The following is a 15,663-nucleotide window of genomic DNA, read 5'->3' as shown; positions in this document are numbered from 1 at the left end:
TCAGTCCTCGGTACGGATCGGTGAATGGGTGTGCAGCCGCCAGTGTGGCGGCTGCACCCTCGCTGTGGCCAGAGTCCTTGGACACAGGTCCTCCGACTCTTTCCGGCTCAGTGCTTGGCGGGGACGAATCCCAACTTGTCGTACGTGTCGGCCAGCGTCTCCGCCGCGACCGCTCGAGCCTTCTCCGCGCCCTTGGCCAGGACCGAGTCCAGCGTCTCCGTGTCGTCCAGGTATTCCTGCGTACGGGTCCGGAACGGTGTGACGAAGTCGACCATCACCTCGGCCAGGTCCGTCTTGAGCGCACCGTAGCCCCTGCCCTCGTACTTCTGCTCGAGATCGGCGATGGCCGTACCCGTGAGGGTGGAGTAGATCGTGAGCAGGTTGCTGACCCCCGGCTTCTCCTCGGCGTCGAAGCGGATCACCGTGTCGGTGTCGGTGACCGCGCTCTTGACCTTCTTCGCCGTCGTCTTCGGCTCGTCGAGGAGATTGATCAGGCCCTTGGGGGTGGAGGCCGACTTGCTCATCTTGATCGTCGGGTCCTGGAGGTCGTAGATCTTGGCGACCTCCTTGACGATGTACGGCGCGGGGACGGTGAACGTCCGGCCGAAGCGGCTGTTGAAGCGCTCCGCGAGGTCGCGGGTGAGCTCGACGTGCTGGCGCTGGTCCTCGCCGACCGGCACCGCGTCCGCCTGGTACAGCAGGATGTCCGCGACCTGGAGGATCGGGTACGTGAAGAGACCGACCGTGGCACGGTCGGCGCCGTGCCGGGCCGACTTGTCCTTGAACTGCGTCATGCGCGAGGCCTCACCGAAGCCCGTGAGGCAGTTCATGACCCACCCGAGCTGGGCGTGCTCAGGAACATGGCTCTGCACGAACAGGGTGCAGCGCTCGGGATCGAGACCGGCCGCGAGCAGCTGGGCGGCAGCGAGCCGGGTGTTGGCACGCAGCTCCGCCGGATCCTGCGGGACGGTGATCGCATGCAGGTCCACGACCATGTAGAAGGCGTCGTGGGTCTCTTGCAGCGCGACGTACTGGCGGATGGCGCCGAGGTAGTTCCCGAGGTGGAACGAACCGGCGGTGGGCTGGATACCGGAGAGCGCGCGGGGTCGGGATGAGGCCATGCACACCATTCTCTCAGGTGCGGAACCGATCTCCGGCCGCCGGTGTATCAATGGTGTGAGGACGCGGGAGGGGACCCTCGAGCGGGGTCCGGAGGGGGGCCGCCTCGTCGATGCCGAGGGCGCGGTGATCGCCCGCGTGCGCGCCGGAGAGCCGGAGGCGTACGCGGAGCTGGTCCGCGCGCACACGGCGGTCGCGCTGCGGGCGGCGGTGGCCTTCGGAGCGGGCGCGGACGCGGAGGACGTGGTGCAGAGCGCGTTCCTCAAGGCGTATCAGGCGCTGGGTCGCTTCCGGGAAGGCGCGGCGTTCAGGCCGTGGCTGCTCCGGATCGTCGCCAATGAGACGAGGAACACAGTGCGTTCGGCGGTGCGGCTGCGGGCGGTCGCCGGCCGGGAGGCACTGCTGCTGGGACCCGAGCCACTGATACCCGAGTCGGCCGATCCGGCGCTGGCCGCCGTCGCGCGGGAGCGGCGCGGGGTGCTGCTCGCGGCCCTGGCCCAGCTTGCGGAGGAGCAGCGACAGGTCGTCACCTACCGCTACTTGCTGGAGATGGACGAGGCGGAGACGGCGGAGGCGATCGGCTGCCCGAGGGGCACGGTCAAGTCCCGGCTGAACCGCGCCCTGGCACGACTGGGGCAGCTGATAAGCGGTGAGGGAGGTGAGGGGCATGGCTGACGGGGCCGAGGAGCGACGCGAGGAGGGCGTGGGCGCCGGTGAGGACCGCGCGGAGGCACCAGGGGCGCCGGCGCACGACGGGCAGGAGCGGCGCGAGAGAAGGCATGAGGGGCACGACAGGCGCGAGCAGCCCGGGTCGGCGCACGGCGGACACGAGGAGTTGGCCGAGGAGCTGCGCGGACTGGGGCGCGATCTCCGCATCCCGGACGTGGACGGCGAGACCATGGCGGAACGGGTCCTGGCGCAGCTCCTCGCCGAGTCGGCCGCGACGCCGGCCACGCCGGAGGTGGTGGCGCTGAGCGGCCCCTTGGCCCCGGCCGTCACCCGCCGGCGGCGGGCGGTGCGGTGGCTGCGCCGGCGGTGGCGCGCGCTGTCGGTGGGCCTGTCCGGAGTGCTGGTCGTCCTGGTGCTGACCCCGCCCGTGCGGGCGGCTGTCGCCGACTGGTTCGGCTTCGGTGGGGTCGAGGTGCGCCACGACCCCACCACCCGGCCGTCGAAGGCCGCGGCCGTTCCCTGGTGCGAGGACCCGGTCGGACTGGCGGAGGCGGGCAGGCGGGCCGGGTTCACGCCCCGGGTGCCCGGCGCGCTGGGCACCCCGGAGGCGGTCTCGGTGGCCGCGGGGCCGGAGGGGCGTTCGGTGGTGAGCATGTGCTGGCGCGAGCATGGCAGAACGGTCCGACTGGACGAGTTTCCTGCGCGGCTCGACATCGGCTTCGCCAAGCAGGCCAGGCTGATGCCGCAGTGGCTGATGCTGGGCGACGACAGGACGGGGACGGGTACCCCGGAGTCGACCGGGCTGTGGTTCTCCGAACCGCACCGGCTGCGCTTCATGATGATCGACGCCCACGGCGACGACTGGGTCCAGGCCGAGCGGACGGCGGGGCCGACGCTGCTGTGGACCACGGCCGACGCCGTGACCACGCTGCGCCTGGAGGGTGTGGCGTCGGTGCGGCGGGCGGAGGAGATCGCCGAGTCGGCCCTCTGACGGCCCGCGCACGGTCGGCGAGCGCCACGGGACGGTGGTGCGGTGAACCGGTGGGCGCAATGGGCGCGTGGCCGCTCATGGCGTCGGGTGGCCGGCGAGACCGGCTCGAACGGCGAGACGGGCGAGATCCGCAATATCCGCCAAAGATTTCCGCCGCCGGGACGGAACCTGAGGCGCTCGGGCGGTGTACCAGAGATGACGCGGGTGCGGAGGGTCCGGGCCGTGCGTCGGCTGGGGGAAGTATGCGACTGCTACGACGAGTTGCCGCACTGACGGCCCTGCTCGCGCTGGCATGGGTGTTCGCGCCGGTGGCCGCGGCCGGCGGGCCGACGAGCGTGTTCCTCACCTCTCCGGAGAGCGGCGAGACGGCCTCGCTGTACTACTCCGACAAGGAGTACGGGACGCTGACCGACTTGCTCGGTCCGACCGGTTCCGACGGCACGAAGGAGAGGCCGCCGTCCCTCGACATGGCGATGGGGACACGGCAGATCACGGTCACGTGGATGGTCCACGACGTGGATCCGTGGCGGGTCGACCGGCTGTATCCCGGCGAGGCGCGCGACCCCGTGTGGATACACACCTCGACGGAGAGCGGCAGGGAGCAGGGGACCTGGCACACGGCGCAGCGGCCCGGCGAGCTGGTCGAGTTGCTCCACGAGCTGGGACTGATGGGTGAGAAGTCGCCGTCCGGGGGTGGAGCCGCGGGATACCCGGCGCGGGAGCAGGACGCCGGCGCGACGGCGGGGGCCTCGACCGAGGCACCCGCCACGCCGCCGGCCGAGGACCGGCCCCGGCCGGCGGCGGCGTCGACCGCCACGACCGGCTGGTGGTGGTCGATACCGGGCCTGGCGGCCGGCGCGACCCTCGCTCTTCTCCTCAGTCGGCTGCTGCCGTCCTTCCCGCTCCGCCGTCGCACCGGCGACCCTGGGCCGCGCCAAGAACTGCTGGACGCTTCCTAGCGAGGCGGCGGGGCGGCGCCTCGTCGGCCCGGCCGGCGCGGGTGGCCGGACCGCCCCGGGATCGCGACGGCTCAGGCAGGGAGGCCGGGTGCCGGATGCGCGGCCATCAGGTCGGCCACCTCGGCGCGAATCGTGGCGAGCTCGTCCTCGTCGCCCTTGCCGGCCGCGGTGACGCCCCGGTCGATCCACGCCGCGACGGCGGCCATGTGCTCCGTGACGAGGCCACGAGAAGTGAGGGACGGCGTGCCGATGCGGATGCCGGACGGGTCGAACGGCTTCCGCGGGTCGTAAGGGACGGTGTTGTAGTTGACGACGATCCCGGCCCGGTCGAGGGCCTTGGCCGCCACCTTGCCGGGGACGTCCTTGGAGGTGAGGTCCATCAGGATCAGGTGGTTGTCGGTCCCGCCGGACACCAGGTCGAAACCACGGGCGAGCAGCGCCTCGGCGAGTGCCTTGGCGTTGGCGACCACCTGGGCAGCGTAATCACGGAAGGAGGGCTGCGCCGCCTCATGGAGGGCGACGGCGACAGCGGCGGTGGTCTGGTTGTGCGGACCGCCCTGGAGCCCGGGGAACACCGCCTTGTCGATGGCTTTGGCGTGTTCCTCACGGGACATCAGCATCGCGCCGCGCGGCCCGCGGAGCGTCTTGTGGGTGGTGGTGGACACGACGTCGACATGCGGCACGGGCGAAGGATGGGCGCCACCCGCGATGAGACCGGCGATGTGCGCGACGTCGGCGACGAGTACGGCGCCCGCCTCCCGGGCGATGTCCGCGAAGGCGGCGAAGTCGATGGTGCGGGGCAGCGCCGTGCCGCCGCAGAAGATGACCTTGGGCCGTTCCTTGAGGGCGAGCTCGCGCACCTCGTCGAAGTCGATGAGGCCGGTGTCCTGGCGTACGCCGTACTGGACGCCACGGAACCACTTTCCGGTGGCCGAGACGCCCCAGCCGTGGGTGAGGTGGCCGCCCATGGGGAGAGCCATGCCCATCACGGTGTCACCGGGCTCGGCGAAGGCGAGATACACGGCGAGGTTGGCGGGCGAGCCGGAGTACGGCTGGACGTTGGCGTGCTCGACGCCGAAGAGCGACTTGGCGCGGGCGACGGCGAGCCGCTCGACCTGGTCGATGTTCTGCTGGCCCTCGTAGTACCGGCGGCCTGCGTAGCCCTCGCTGTACTTGTTCTGCAGCACCGTGCCGGAGGCCTCGAGCACGGCCCGGGAGACGTAGTTCTCGCTGGGGATGAGCCGCAGCGTCTCGGACTGGAGCTGCTCCTCCGCGCCCACGAGAGCGGCGAGCTCCGGGTCGGTCGTGGAGAGAGCGGGGTGGGAGAGGGGAAGGGTCATCGGAATGGTCCTCCGGGGCGATCCGTGGTCGTCGGTCGTGTTCCCGGGGTGCCCAGGCGGGGCGACACCTCGTGCGAAAGCCCGCGCACGGCTTCCTCGGGGTCGTTTCCCCGTACGCCAGTCGCCGCGCGTGCCGCCCACAGTAGCGGCCTGCCGGGCCGCCGCGCGGTGTCGTCCACACTGCGAGCCGCGGCCGGCGAGCGACGATGGAGGAGAGCGCCGGCCGCGCCGGCGCCGGAGGTCCGTCCCGACGATCGGAGACCCCGTGCCGAGCTCGACATCCGCCCTCGCCGCCGCGGAGGCGCACAGCGCGCACAACTACCACCCGTTGCCGGTCGTCGTCGCCTCGGCGGACGGCGCCTGGATGACGGATATCGAGGGACGCCGCTTCCTGGACATGCTCGCCGGATACTCGGCCCTCAACTTCGGGCACACCAACCGCCGGCTCGTCGAGGCGGCGAAGGCGCAGCTGGAACGGGTGACGCTGACCTCGCGCGCCTTCCATCACGACCGGTTCGGGGAGTTCTGCGCACAGCTCGCGCAGCTGTGCGGGATGGAGACGGTCCTGCCGATGAACACCGGTGCGGAGGCGGTGGAGACGGCCGTCAAGACCGCCCGGAAGTGGGGGTACCGGGTGAAGCGGGTGCCGGACAACATGGCCAAGATCGTGGTGGCGGCGAACAACTTCCACGGCCGGACGACCACATTGATCAGTTTCTCGACCGACCCGGTGGCGCGGGCCGACCACGGGCCCTACACACCCGGGTTCGAGATCGTCCCGTACGGGGACCTGACCGCGATGGACGCGGCGGTCACGGAGAACACGGTTGCCGTGCTGCTGGAGCCGATCCAGGGCGAGGCCGGGGTGCTGGTGCCGCCGGCCGGGTACCTGCCGGGCGTCCGTGCGCTCACCCGCGAGCGGAACGTGCTGTTCGTCGCGGACGAGATCCAGTCCGGCCTGGGCCGTACGGGCAGGACGTTCGCCTGCGAGCACGAGGGCGTGATACCGGACATGTACGTGCTCGGCAAGGCGCTGGGCGGCGGTGTGGTTCCGGTGTCGGCGGTGGTGTCCTCGGCGGAGGTGCTCGGCGTCCATCGGCCGGGTGAGCACGGTTCGACGTTCGGCGGGAACCCGCTGGCGTGCGCCGTCGCGCTGGAGGTGATGGCGATGCTGCGCACCGGGGAGTTCCAGCGGCGGGCCACCGAGCTGGGTGAGCGTCTCCACCAGGAGCTGGGCCTGCTGGTCGCCGAGGGCGCGGTGACCGCCGTGCGGGGACGCGGGCTGTGGGCCGGTTTGGACGTTGCGCCGGACCGCGGCACCGGCCGGGAGGTGTCGGAGAAGCTGATGGACCGCGGTGTGCTGGTGAAGGAGACCCAGGGCGCCACGATCCGGATCGCTCCGCCGCTGGTGATCAGCGAGGAGGACCTGGACTGGGGCCTTGCCCAGCTCCGGGTGGTACTGACGGAAGGACCCGCACGCACGTCCGCACCGACGACCTGACCGACCGGACCGCGCCGAGCCGCCGGGCCGCGCCGCCGACCCGACCGACCGGACCGCGCCGAGCCGCCGGGCCGCGCCGCCGACCTGACCGACGGGCCGGGCCGACCCCGCCCAGGCCGAGCCGCGTCGAGCCGGGCCGCGCCCGGCGGGATCCCCGGCCCGGCCCCGCGTACACGAGACCGTGACGCGCCCGGGGGCGTGGCTCACGCCAGTGAGCGGCACAGCGCGTCGAGCGCGCCCGACCACGCGCTGTCCGGCGGGGTCGCGTAGCCGACGACGAGCGCGTCGCCGCGCGGTGGGGCGTCCGGATGCCGGAAGCGGCCCATCGGCTCGACGGCCAGACCATGCCAGGCCGCGGCCCGCACGGCGGACTGCTCCGTGCCGGGCGGCAGTTCGAGAACCGCGTGCAGCCCGGCGGCGATTCCGCTCACCCGGATGCCGGGGGCGTGCTCCGCCAACTGCCGCACCAGATGGTCGCGGCGGCGCCGGTAACGCAGCCGCATACCCCGCACATGCCGGTCGTAGGCGCCGGAAGCGATGAACTCGGCCAAGGTGAGCTGGTCGAGCGAGCTCGACGTCCACTCGACGCCGCCCTTGGCCGCGAGCACGTCCCCGACCAGGTTCTGGGGCAGCACCATCCACGCGAGCCGCAGTCCGGGCGCCAGGGACTTGCTCGCCGTTCCCATGTGGACGACGCGCTCCGGGTCGAGGCCCTGAAGCGCGCCGACGGGGCGGCGGTCGTAACGGAATTCCCCGTCGTAGTCGTCCTCGAGGATCAGGCCGCCCGTCCTGCGGGCCCAGTCGACCGCCGCGGTCCGCCGGTCCGGGTGCAGCGGCATCCCGACGGGGAACTGGTGGGCGGGCGTCATCAGCACCGCTCCGACGCCCCGGAGCAGACCCTCGCCCAACCCGTCCGGTTCGGTGCCCAGTTCGTCGAAGGGGAGGGCCGGGATGCGCAGTCCCGCCTCGGTCAGCACGTCGCGGTGCTCGTCCAGTCCGTAAGACTCGACCGCCACCTCCCTGACCCGGCGCTGTCGCAGCACCTTGCCCATCAGCATGAGCCCGTGCACGAAGCCGGAGCAGATCACGATGCGTTCGGGGTCCGCGTGCACGCCGCGGGCGCGGGCCAGGTAGTCGGCCAGCACGGTCCGCAACTCGACGCGTCCGCGCGGGTCCCCGTAACCGAAGGCCTCGTGGGGAGCGGCGTCCAGCGCCCGGCGGGCCGCCTTGAGCCACTCCGCACGGGGGAAGGACGCGAGATCGGGGCTGCCGGGCAGCAGGTTGTAGGCGGGCCGGCCGCGGGCCGGGCGGTTACTCGCCGTGCCGGATGCGGTCTTGCGGGGTGCGGAGCGGCGGGCCACCCGGGTGCCGGATCCCTGCCGTGCGGTGAGCCAGCCTTCCGCGACCAGTTCCGCGTAGGCGTCGGCGACCGTGTTGCGGGCGATACCCAGGTCGGCGGCGAGCGAGCGGGACGACGGCAGCCGGGTTCCCGGTGCGAGCCTGCCGGTGCGGGCAGCCTCCCGCAGCGCGTCCGTCAGCCCCTGCCGCAGCCTCGGCCCGCGTACCTCGAGGTGGAGGTCCGTACCGGAAGTGGACCAGGATTCCGTCATGGAAGTGGACCATATCGTTGTGCCACCGGGCCTCTAGGGTCGAGCCCATGACGACCACGAACGAGATCAACGCCCCGGAGCACACCCCCCGCCTGGCCATGATGGAGCTGGCTCCCGACGTCTACAAGGCCATGGTCAAACTCGACCAGGCGGCCCGCCGGCACCTCGACCCGGTGCTGCTGGAGCTGGTGAAGATCCGCGCCTCGCAGATCAACCACTGCGCGTTCTGCCTCGACATGCACAGCAAGGACGCGCTCGCGGCCGGCGAGTCGGTGGAGCGGATCGTGCAGCTCAGCGCCTGGGACGAGTCGCGGCACTTCTACACGGAGAAGGAGATCGCGGCGATCGAGCTGACCGAGGCGGTCACCGTGCTCACCGACGGTTTCGTGCCCGACGAGGTCTTCGAGAAGGCAGCCAAGCACTTCGAGGAGACCGAACTGGCTCATCTCGTCGCGGCCATCACGGTCATCAACGCCTGGAACCGCTTCGGCGTGACCGCCCGCCTGGTTCCCGGCCACTACACGCCTGGTTCGCTGAAGCACTGAGGGGGACACGATGACCGCGACAGCGGGGGCGTTCCGCGCCCTGCACCACGGCCGGGAGGCCGGAGACCCGCTCGTACTGCCGGGACCGTGGGACGCGGCGAGCGCCCGCGCCTTCGCCGACGCCGGCTTCCCCGCACTGGCGACGCCGAGCGCGGGCGTGTCGGCGTCCCTCGGCCACGAGGACGGCGAGACGCCCGCGGACGAGATGTTCGCGGCCGTCGCCCGCATCGCACGCGCCGTCGACATCCCCGTGAGCGCCGATGTCGAGGACGGCTACGGCCTGCCGCCGAAGGAGCTGGTGGCGCGGCTCCTGGAAGCGGGCGCGGTCGGCTGCAACCTGGAGGACACGGACCGCTCGACGAAGCGGCTGAAAGACCCACGGGCGCACGCCGACTGGCTGGCCGAGGTCCGCGCGGAGGCGGGTGACGAGCTGTTCGTGAACGCCCGCGTCGACACGTTCCTGCGCGGGGTGGACGATCCCCGGCAGGCCGTGGCCCGCATCCGGCTGTATGTCGAGGCGGGTGCCGACTGCGTCTACCCGATCACCGTCCCTCCAGCGCGACTGCCGCTGCTGCGTGCCGCCACCGACGCACCGATCAACGTGTCCGCGCCCGCGTCGGACCCGCCGCGGGCCGAACTCGGCCGGCTGGGCGCGACCCGGATCACCTTCGGCCCGGGTCTGCACCGGCGGGTGCAGGCGGTGGTGGCGGACATCGCCCGCGAGTTGTACGGGCAGGGTCCGGCCAAGCTCTGAAGACGCTCAACTCCGCTTGCTCCCGGCCGTTCACGGGAGACGATCACCTCATGCTCGGACTCACGAAGAAGGAACTGTCAGTGGTGGTCCTGCGCGACGCGGAAGGCATCGAGGCCGCCCTCCACGCCGCGCTGGAGCAGGCCGCACCGGAGGAACGGCCGGGGCTGGAGCGCGCCCTGGCCGTCGTCGCGGAGGCGTCCGCGGCGACGGACGAAGAACTGCGGGCCCGCTGGGTGGGGCAGCGGATGGACGCGGCGGGGGTGCGCGGCCCGGCGGACTCGGTGGAGGCCATAAAGGCGCTGCGCGAGGCCGCTCCGGGCCTCAGCCTCCTGTCGGCGGTGCAGCTGGCGAAGTCCGCGGAGTCCGTGCGCCGGGGCGCATGAGAAGGCGTGGTGCCCCGCCGGCCGTCGGGCCGGCGGGGCACCGGACGCGGCCCGCCCGTGCGGGCGGGGCCGCGGGTGTCACTTCTTCGGCAGCCACTGCTTCCAGGTCGCCTCGTTGGCCTTGACCCACTTCTCGGCCGCCGCCTCGGGGCTCATCTTCTCCCCGGCGATCATCTGCGCGACCTCGTTCTGCTGCTCGGTCGTCCACTTGAAGTTCTTCAGGAACTCGGCCGCCTCGCCGCCGTTCTTGGCGAAGTCCGCGTTGAGGAACTTCTGCAGCGGTGTGTTCGGGTAGGCGCACGCGATCTTCTTCGGGTCGGCGTCGCAGCCCTCCTTGTACTCGGGCAGCTTCACCTCGACGAGGTCGACCTGCGCGTTCAGCCACTGCGGGGTCCACCAGTAGGTCAGGAAGGGCTTCTTCTCCTTCACGTACTTCTGGATGGCCGTGATCTGCGCCGCCTCGGAACCGGCGTAGTTGGTCTTCAGGTTCAGCCCGAGGTTCTTGATGATCGCGTCGTCGTTGGTGACGTAGTCGGGCGAACCCTCGAGGAGTTCGCCCTTGCCGCCGCTCTCCGCGGTCGCGAACTCCTTGGCGTACTTGTCGAGGTTCTTCCAATCCGTCACGTCGGGGTGCTTGTCGGCGAAGTACTTCGGCACGAACCAGCCGATGTGGCCTTCGACACCGAGGTCACCGCCCTTCACGACGGTCTTGCGGTCCTCGACGTACTGCTTCTCCTCCTTGGGGTGACCCCAGTCCTCCATGATCGCGTCGATGTCGCCCTTGGAGAGGGCGTCCCAGGCGAGCACTTCACCCATCTGCTGGGTCTTGACCTTGTAGCCGAGCTCCTCCTCCAGGATGTGGGACGCGACGGCCGTGTTGGCCTGTGCGCCGACCCAGGAGGGGACGGTCAGCTTCACGGTCTTCTCGCCGCCGGCCGCGTCCTGGCTCTTGCCGGTCTCGGCGGCGCTGCACGCGCTCAGGGAGAGGGCGCCGAGAGCGGCGGCGACGGCGACGGTGCGGAGAGTTCTGGTGCGGTTCATGGTGGTGCTCCTGCTGTGAGTGAGGGAGGTGAGTGGTACGGGGGCGGGCACAGGCGCCGGAGTGCGGCGCGGGGCCGTTCAGCCGCGCTTGCGGGCCGGTTGGGTGATCCGGTCGAGTACGAGGCCGAGGCAGACGATCGCGACTCCGGCCGTCATTCCGAGACCCATCTCGCCGCGGGAGAGGCCCTTGACGACGTCGTAGCCGAGGGCCCCGCCACCGACGAGCGCGCCGACGACGACCACGGCCAGGACCAGTACGACTCCCTGGTTGACGGCGAGCTGGAGTGCGGGACGGGCGAGCGGCAGCTGGACCCGGAGGAGTTGCTGCCGGGTGGACGCGCCGAGCGACCTGGACGCCTCCAGTGCCGCGGGGTCGACCTCGCGCAGGCCCTGGGCGGTGATGCGGACCACCGCGGGCAGCGCGTACACGACGGCCGCGACGATCGCGGAGACGCGCGCGACTCCGAAGAGGGCGACCACCGGAATGAGGTAGACGAACTGCGGCATCGTCTGCATGGCGTCGAGCACCGGCCGCAGCCAGCGTTCCAGGCGTCCCGCGCGGGCGCAGACGATGCCCGCCAGCACGCCGAGGACGAGGGTGACGACGAGCGCCGCGAGTACCTGGGAGAGCGTGTCGAGGGACTTCGTCCACACGCCGAGCACGCCGATCGCGGCCATGGCGAGCGTGGCGGTCAGTGCCGTCATCCAGGTGCCGACGAGCCAGGCCAGGGCGGCGACCAGCAGCAGCACCGCCCACCACGGCAGCGCGGTCAGGCCGTCCCTCATGGGGTTGAGGACCCACAGGGTGAAGTGCTCGGACCATGTCTCCGTGCCGCCGAGCACAGGGATGCCGGACGACAGGTTCTCGGTGATCCAGGTTTGGGCCTTGTTGACGGGCGTGGAGATGGCGAACGTCCAGCCCTCCGGCCACGCCGTCCCGGCCACGAAGCGCAGCAGCACGGCCGCGACGACTCCGCCGCCTGCCAGTGCCCAGGCGGAGCGGCCGTGCAGCAGGCCGCCATCGGGGGTGCTCCGGCCGATCCGGTCGCCGGCGGCCGCGGTCGTACGGTCGAGCCAGACGGCGATCAGCACGATGGGGATGCCGGCGGCGAGCGCCTTGCCCACGTCCACGGTGGACAGGGCCGAGTAGACCTCCTCGCCGAGGCCGCCCGCGCCGACGAGCGCGGCGATGACGACCATCGAGAGCGCCATCATGATCGTCTGGTTGAGGCCGAGGAGCATCTGCTTGCGGGCCAGCGGCAGCCGCGCAGTGCGGAGCCGCTGCCAGGAGCTCGCCCCGAGCGACGTGACGGCCTCGAGCACCGCGGGGTCGGCGCCGCGCAGACCGAGTGTGGTCAGGCGCGCCATCGGCGGGGCCGCGTAGATGACGGTGCAGAACAGGGCAGCGGGCGTGCCGGTGCCGAAGACCAGCACGAACGGCAGCAGGTAGGCGAAGGCCGGCAGCACCTGCATGGTGTCGAGCACCGGCCGCAGCAGGCGGTCGACACGATCGGAGAGCCCTGCGGCCAGTCCGATGACCACGCCCAGCAGCGCGGCGCAGGTCACCGCCACCACCATCAGGGCGATGGTGAGCAGGGTGGCGTCCCACATGCCGAGCAGCCCGCACACGGCGAACGCGCCGAAGGCCGTCGCCGCGACCTTGACACCGCCGCGGCCGAGCCCGGCCGCGCGCCAGGCGAACAGCACGCCGGCGGCGAACACACCGGTCCAGCCCATCGTGTCGAGCAGGGTGTAGACGCCGCTGACGGCATCGGTGGCGGTGTTGGACAGGTGCAGCAGGAAGTAGAGGAACAGTGGGTGGCTGTCCCGGTTGTCGACGACCCACTTGTTGGCGTCGTCGAGCGGACCGGAGATGTCGACGCTCAGCGCGCCGGGCCACGGGCCGCTGCCCCACACGACCGCCGAGAGCGGTACGAGGACGGCCGCGAGCGCGGCGAGCACCAGCAGCTTGCCCTTGACGGGATGACGCATCAGGTCCTGGAAGGACCGCCCGGTGGCGGGACGGCCGGCCTTTTCGGGCGCCTTGGTCTTCTCCGGTGCCGTGTCAGGAGTCTTGCCGGAAGCCGGCGTGGTGACGGCTGCGGTCATCGCGGCCACCGCCCCTCGGCCGCCCGGTGGTTGCGCCTACGCGTGATGCGTGTCATGCGGCCACCGCCTTGCCGCCGGGCATGCCGGCGACCACGCCGAGCAGCGCCGCGTGGTCCACCACCCCCAGGCACCTGCCGTCCTCGACGACGCGCGCGGTCTCGCCGGTGCGGGCGACGGCCTCGATGGCCTCGAAGACGGTCGCCCCGGGGGCGAGCGCCGGGCCGGCCTCCGCCTCCGCCTCCAGGGCGGGGCGCATGGCCGTCCGCACGGTCATGACCTGCTCGCGCGGCACATCGCGGACGAAGTCACGCACGTACTCGTCGGCCGGCTCGCCGACGATCTCCTCGGGGGTGCCGAGCTGGACGATCCGGCCGTCGCGCATCAGCGCGATCCGGTCGCCGATCTTGAGCGCCTCGCTGAGGTCGTGCGTGATGAAGACCATGGTGCGGCCCTCCTCGCGGTGCAGTCGCACGACCTCCTCCTGCATGTCGCGGCGGATCAGCGGGTCCAGCGCGCTGAACGGCTCGTCGAACAGCAGGACTTCGGGGTCGACCGCCAGCGCCCGCGCCAGGCCGACCCGCTGCTGCTGGCCGCCGGACAGCTGGCCCGGTCGGCGGGACTCCATGCCCTCGAGGCCGACCTTGGCGACGAACTCCGCCGCCCGTTCCCGGCGTTCCGCACGGCCGACGCCCTGGATCTCGAGTCCGTAGGCGACGTTGTCGAGCACTGAGCGGTGCGGCAGCAGCCCGAAGTGCTGGAAGACCATGGACGCGCGGTGGCGGCGCAGTTCGCGCAGCCGTCCGGCGTCCATCGACATGACGTCCTCGCCGTCGATGGAGATGGCGCCCGAGGTCGGCTCGATCAGCCGGGTGAGGCAGCGCACCAGCGTCGACTTGCCGGAGCCGGACAGGCCCATGACGACGAAGACCTCGCCCTTGCGGACGTCGAAGGAGACGTCGCGCACGGCGGCGGTGCAGCCGGTGCGCTCCCGCAGGGCGGCGGCGTCGAGGGCCCCGAGCTCGGGGTCGGCGGGCACCCGGCCCGCCTTCGGGCCGAAGACCTTCCACAGGTCGCGTACGGAGAACACAGGTGTCGGCGGCGTACTCATCAGGCATTACCTCCCAGCAGGTCCGCGCATTTCTCCCCGACCATCAAGACGGTGATCATCGGGTTGACGGCCGTCATCGTCGGGAAGACGGACGCGTCGGCGATCCGGACGCCGGTGAGGCCGCGGATCTTCAGATCGGGGTCGACGACGGCGAGCTCGTCGTCGGCCGCACCCATCCGGCAGGTACCGGCGGGGTGGTAGACGGTGTGCGCGACCTTGCGCGCGTACTCGCTGATCTCCTCGTCGGAGGTGACCTCGGGGCCCGGGCAGACCTCCCGCTTCAGCCAGCCCGCCAGCGGCTCCTGCTTCGCGATCTCACGCGCGATCCGGATGCCGTCGACGAGCGTGCGGCCGTCGTAGTCGTCCTCGTCGGTGAAGTACCGGAAGTCGAGGGCGGGTTTGACCTCGGGGTCGGCGCTGGTCAGGTACAGGCGGCCGCGGCTGCGCGGCTTGGGGATGTTGGGCGTCATCGACACGCCGTGCGCGGGGCGTTCGTAGCCGAGGCGCTCCGGGTTGTCGGTGAAGGGGATCTGGTAGAAGTGGAACATCAGGTCGGGGCCCGCGGACGCGGGGTCGCGCCGTACGAACAGCCCGGCGTCGCTGTCCATCGCGGAGTTCTCCGGGATGGGCCCGTGGGTCTCCCAGACGATGACCGACTCGGGGTGGTCGAGCAGGTTCTCGCCGACGCCCGGCAGGTCGTGGACGACGGGTATGCCGAGCCTCTCCAGGTCGGCGCGCGGCCCGATGCCGGAGTGCATCAGCAGCCGGGGCGTGTCTACGGCGCCCGCGCAGACGAGCACCTCGCGGCGGGCCCGTACGGTCCGCTCCTCGCCGTCCTTGGCGCGTACGTGCACCCCGGTGGCACGGGTGCCGTCCAGCTCCAGCCGGTACGCCCAGGTCTCCAGGGCGATGTGCAGGTTCGGACGGTCGAGGAAGGGATGCAGATAGGCGACCGACGCCGAGGAGCGCTTGTTGTTCTCGGGGTGGTAGGCCAGGTCGAAGAAGCCGACGCCCTCATGGAAGGGGTTCTCGTTGAAGCTCTCGATCCGCGGCACTTCGAGGGCGGTCCGGGCGGCGTCGACGAAGTCGCGGGCGATGGCGTTCCGGTCCGCCTCGTCGACGGGGACGATGTTGTTGCGCAGCTTGTAGAAGTACGGGTCCATGGCCGCGGCGTCCCAGCCCTTCGCACCGGCACCGGCCCACTCGTCCCAGTCGGACGGCAGCGGCTTGAAGGCGATGAGGGTGTTGTGGGAGGAGCAGCCGCCGAGCACGCGGGCGCGGCTGTGGCGGATGTGCGAGTTGCCGCGCGGCTGTTCGGTGGTCGGGTAGTCGTAGTCGAGGTCACCGCCGAGCAGGCCCATCCAGCGCCGCAGGGTCAGCACGTCGTCGCGGCCGACGTCGCTCGGGCCGCCCTCGATGACGGCGACGGTCACGCCGGGGTCCTCGGTGAGCCGGGAGGCGATCACCGAACCGGCGGTGCCGCCGCCGACGACGACATAGTCGTACTCGTGAATGTGGTCGGTCATGGTGTGTT

Annotated in this window: 14 protein-coding genes and 1 riboswitch; of the genes, 7 read left to right on the top strand and 7 right to left on the bottom strand. The window is 71.7% G+C overall.

Translation table 11 applies throughout. From position 1 onward, the window contains the following. Nucleotides 1-107 precede the first annotated feature (107 nt). Nucleotides 108-1,121 carry a tryptophan--tRNA ligase gene (trpS, locus tag MDN94_RS11605; protein WP_482725737.1) on the bottom strand — a complete coding sequence of 338 codons (1,014 nt, stop codon included), beginning with the start codon at nucleotides 1,119-1,121 and terminating at the stop codon, nucleotides 108-110. On the opposite strand from trpS, the gene MDN94_RS11600 reads away from it, so the two are divergent. The 3 genes from MDN94_RS11600 (at nucleotide 1,120) to MDN94_RS11590 (ending at nucleotide 3,738) form a co-directional block, all read left to right on the top strand. After that, on the top strand, nucleotides 1,120-1,794 hold the full coding sequence (locus MDN94_RS11600; RefSeq protein ID WP_482725736.1) for an RNA polymerase sigma factor: 675 nt from the start codon (nucleotides 1,120-1,122) through the stop codon (nucleotides 1,792-1,794). The two genes, trpS and MDN94_RS11600, sit on opposite strands and share 2 nt — an antisense overlap. Beyond that, nucleotides 1,787-2,779, top strand: a complete 993-nt coding sequence (locus tag MDN94_RS11595) for a hypothetical protein (protein ID WP_482725735.1) — start codon at nucleotides 1,787-1,789, stop codon at nucleotides 2,777-2,779. The genes MDN94_RS11600 and MDN94_RS11595 overlap by 8 nt, the downstream gene beginning before the upstream one ends. Before the next feature lie 242 nt (nucleotides 2,780-3,021). Next, the gene (locus MDN94_RS11590; RefSeq protein WP_482725734.1) at nucleotides 3,022-3,738 is read left to right on the top strand and encodes a hypothetical protein; all 717 of its coding nucleotides are present in this window, start codon (nucleotides 3,022-3,024) and stop codon (nucleotides 3,736-3,738) included. A 71-nt stretch (nucleotides 3,739-3,809) separates the two neighbouring features. Here MDN94_RS11590 and MDN94_RS11585 read toward each other — a convergent pair whose 3' ends face one another. Then, on the bottom strand, nucleotides 3,810-5,078 hold the full coding sequence (locus MDN94_RS11585) for a serine hydroxymethyltransferase (protein ID WP_482725733.1): 1,269 nt from the start codon (nucleotides 5,076-5,078) through the stop codon (nucleotides 3,810-3,812). 43 nt (nucleotides 5,079-5,121) lie between these two features. After that, nucleotides 5,122-5,213: riboswitch (ZMP/ZTP riboswitch) on the bottom strand. Between the two features lie 130 nt (nucleotides 5,214-5,343). On the opposite strand from MDN94_RS11585, the gene rocD reads away from it, so the two are divergent. Beyond that, on the top strand, nucleotides 5,344-6,579 hold the full coding sequence (gene rocD, locus MDN94_RS11580) for an ornithine--oxo-acid transaminase (protein ID WP_482725732.1): 1,236 nt from the start codon (nucleotides 5,344-5,346) through the stop codon (nucleotides 6,577-6,579). A 203-nt stretch (nucleotides 6,580-6,782) separates the two neighbouring features. On the opposite strand, the gene pdxR is transcribed toward rocD, so the two are convergent. Next, nucleotides 6,783-8,189 carry a MocR-like pyridoxine biosynthesis transcription factor PdxR gene (gene pdxR / locus MDN94_RS11575; RefSeq protein ID WP_482725731.1) on the bottom strand — a complete coding sequence of 469 codons (1,407 nt, stop codon included), beginning with the start codon at nucleotides 8,187-8,189 and terminating at the stop codon, nucleotides 6,783-6,785. A gap of 47 nt (nucleotides 8,190-8,236) precedes the next feature. Between pdxR and MDN94_RS11570 the strand changes: the two genes are divergently transcribed. From MDN94_RS11570 to MDN94_RS11560, 3 genes are read left to right on the top strand one after another with little or no spacing between them, the layout of a single operon-like run. Continuing rightward, nucleotides 8,237-8,734 carry a carboxymuconolactone decarboxylase family protein gene (locus MDN94_RS11570; protein WP_441263787.1) on the top strand — a complete coding sequence of 166 codons (498 nt, stop codon included), beginning with the start codon at nucleotides 8,237-8,239 and terminating at the stop codon, nucleotides 8,732-8,734. Nucleotides 8,735-8,744: 10 nt separating this feature from the next. Continuing rightward, nucleotides 8,745-9,488, top strand: coding sequence for an isocitrate lyase/PEP mutase family protein (locus MDN94_RS11565; RefSeq protein WP_482725730.1), 744 nt, complete (start codon nucleotides 8,745-8,747; stop codon nucleotides 9,486-9,488). A gap of 50 nt (nucleotides 9,489-9,538) precedes the next feature. Continuing rightward, a complete protein-coding gene (locus MDN94_RS11560) occupies nucleotides 9,539-9,871 on the top strand; it encodes a hypothetical protein (RefSeq protein WP_453457047.1) in 333 nt (110 codons plus the stop codon). A 78-nt stretch (nucleotides 9,872-9,949) separates the two neighbouring features. Here MDN94_RS11560 and MDN94_RS11555 read toward each other — a convergent pair whose 3' ends face one another. The 4 genes from MDN94_RS11555 to MDN94_RS11540 form a co-directional block, all read right to left on the bottom strand. Beyond that, on the bottom strand, nucleotides 9,950-10,912 hold the full coding sequence (locus MDN94_RS11555) for an ABC transporter substrate-binding protein (RefSeq protein ID WP_453462407.1): 963 nt from the start codon (nucleotides 10,910-10,912) through the stop codon (nucleotides 9,950-9,952). Nucleotides 10,913-10,990: 78 nt separating this feature from the next. Continuing rightward, a complete protein-coding gene (locus MDN94_RS11550; RefSeq protein WP_482725729.1) occupies nucleotides 10,991-13,021 on the bottom strand; it encodes an ABC transporter permease in 2,031 nt (676 codons plus the stop codon). A 52-nt stretch (nucleotides 13,022-13,073) separates the two neighbouring features. Continuing rightward, on the bottom strand, nucleotides 13,074-14,129 hold the full coding sequence (locus tag MDN94_RS11545; protein ID WP_482725728.1) for a quaternary amine ABC transporter ATP-binding protein: 1,056 nt from the start codon (nucleotides 14,127-14,129) through the stop codon (nucleotides 13,074-13,076). Continuing rightward, a complete protein-coding gene (locus MDN94_RS11540; protein WP_482725727.1) occupies nucleotides 14,129-15,655 on the bottom strand; it encodes a GMC family oxidoreductase in 1,527 nt (508 codons plus the stop codon). Before MDN94_RS11540 ends, MDN94_RS11545 begins: the two co-directional genes overlap by 1 nt. Between the last annotated feature and the right edge of the window lie 8 nt (nucleotides 15,656-15,663).

This window comes from Streptomyces sp. WAC00040 (genome assembly GCF_056835925.1).
The sequence above is the reverse complement of the archived record's forward strand: the minus strand, read 5'-3'. Positions and strand labels throughout refer to the sequence as shown.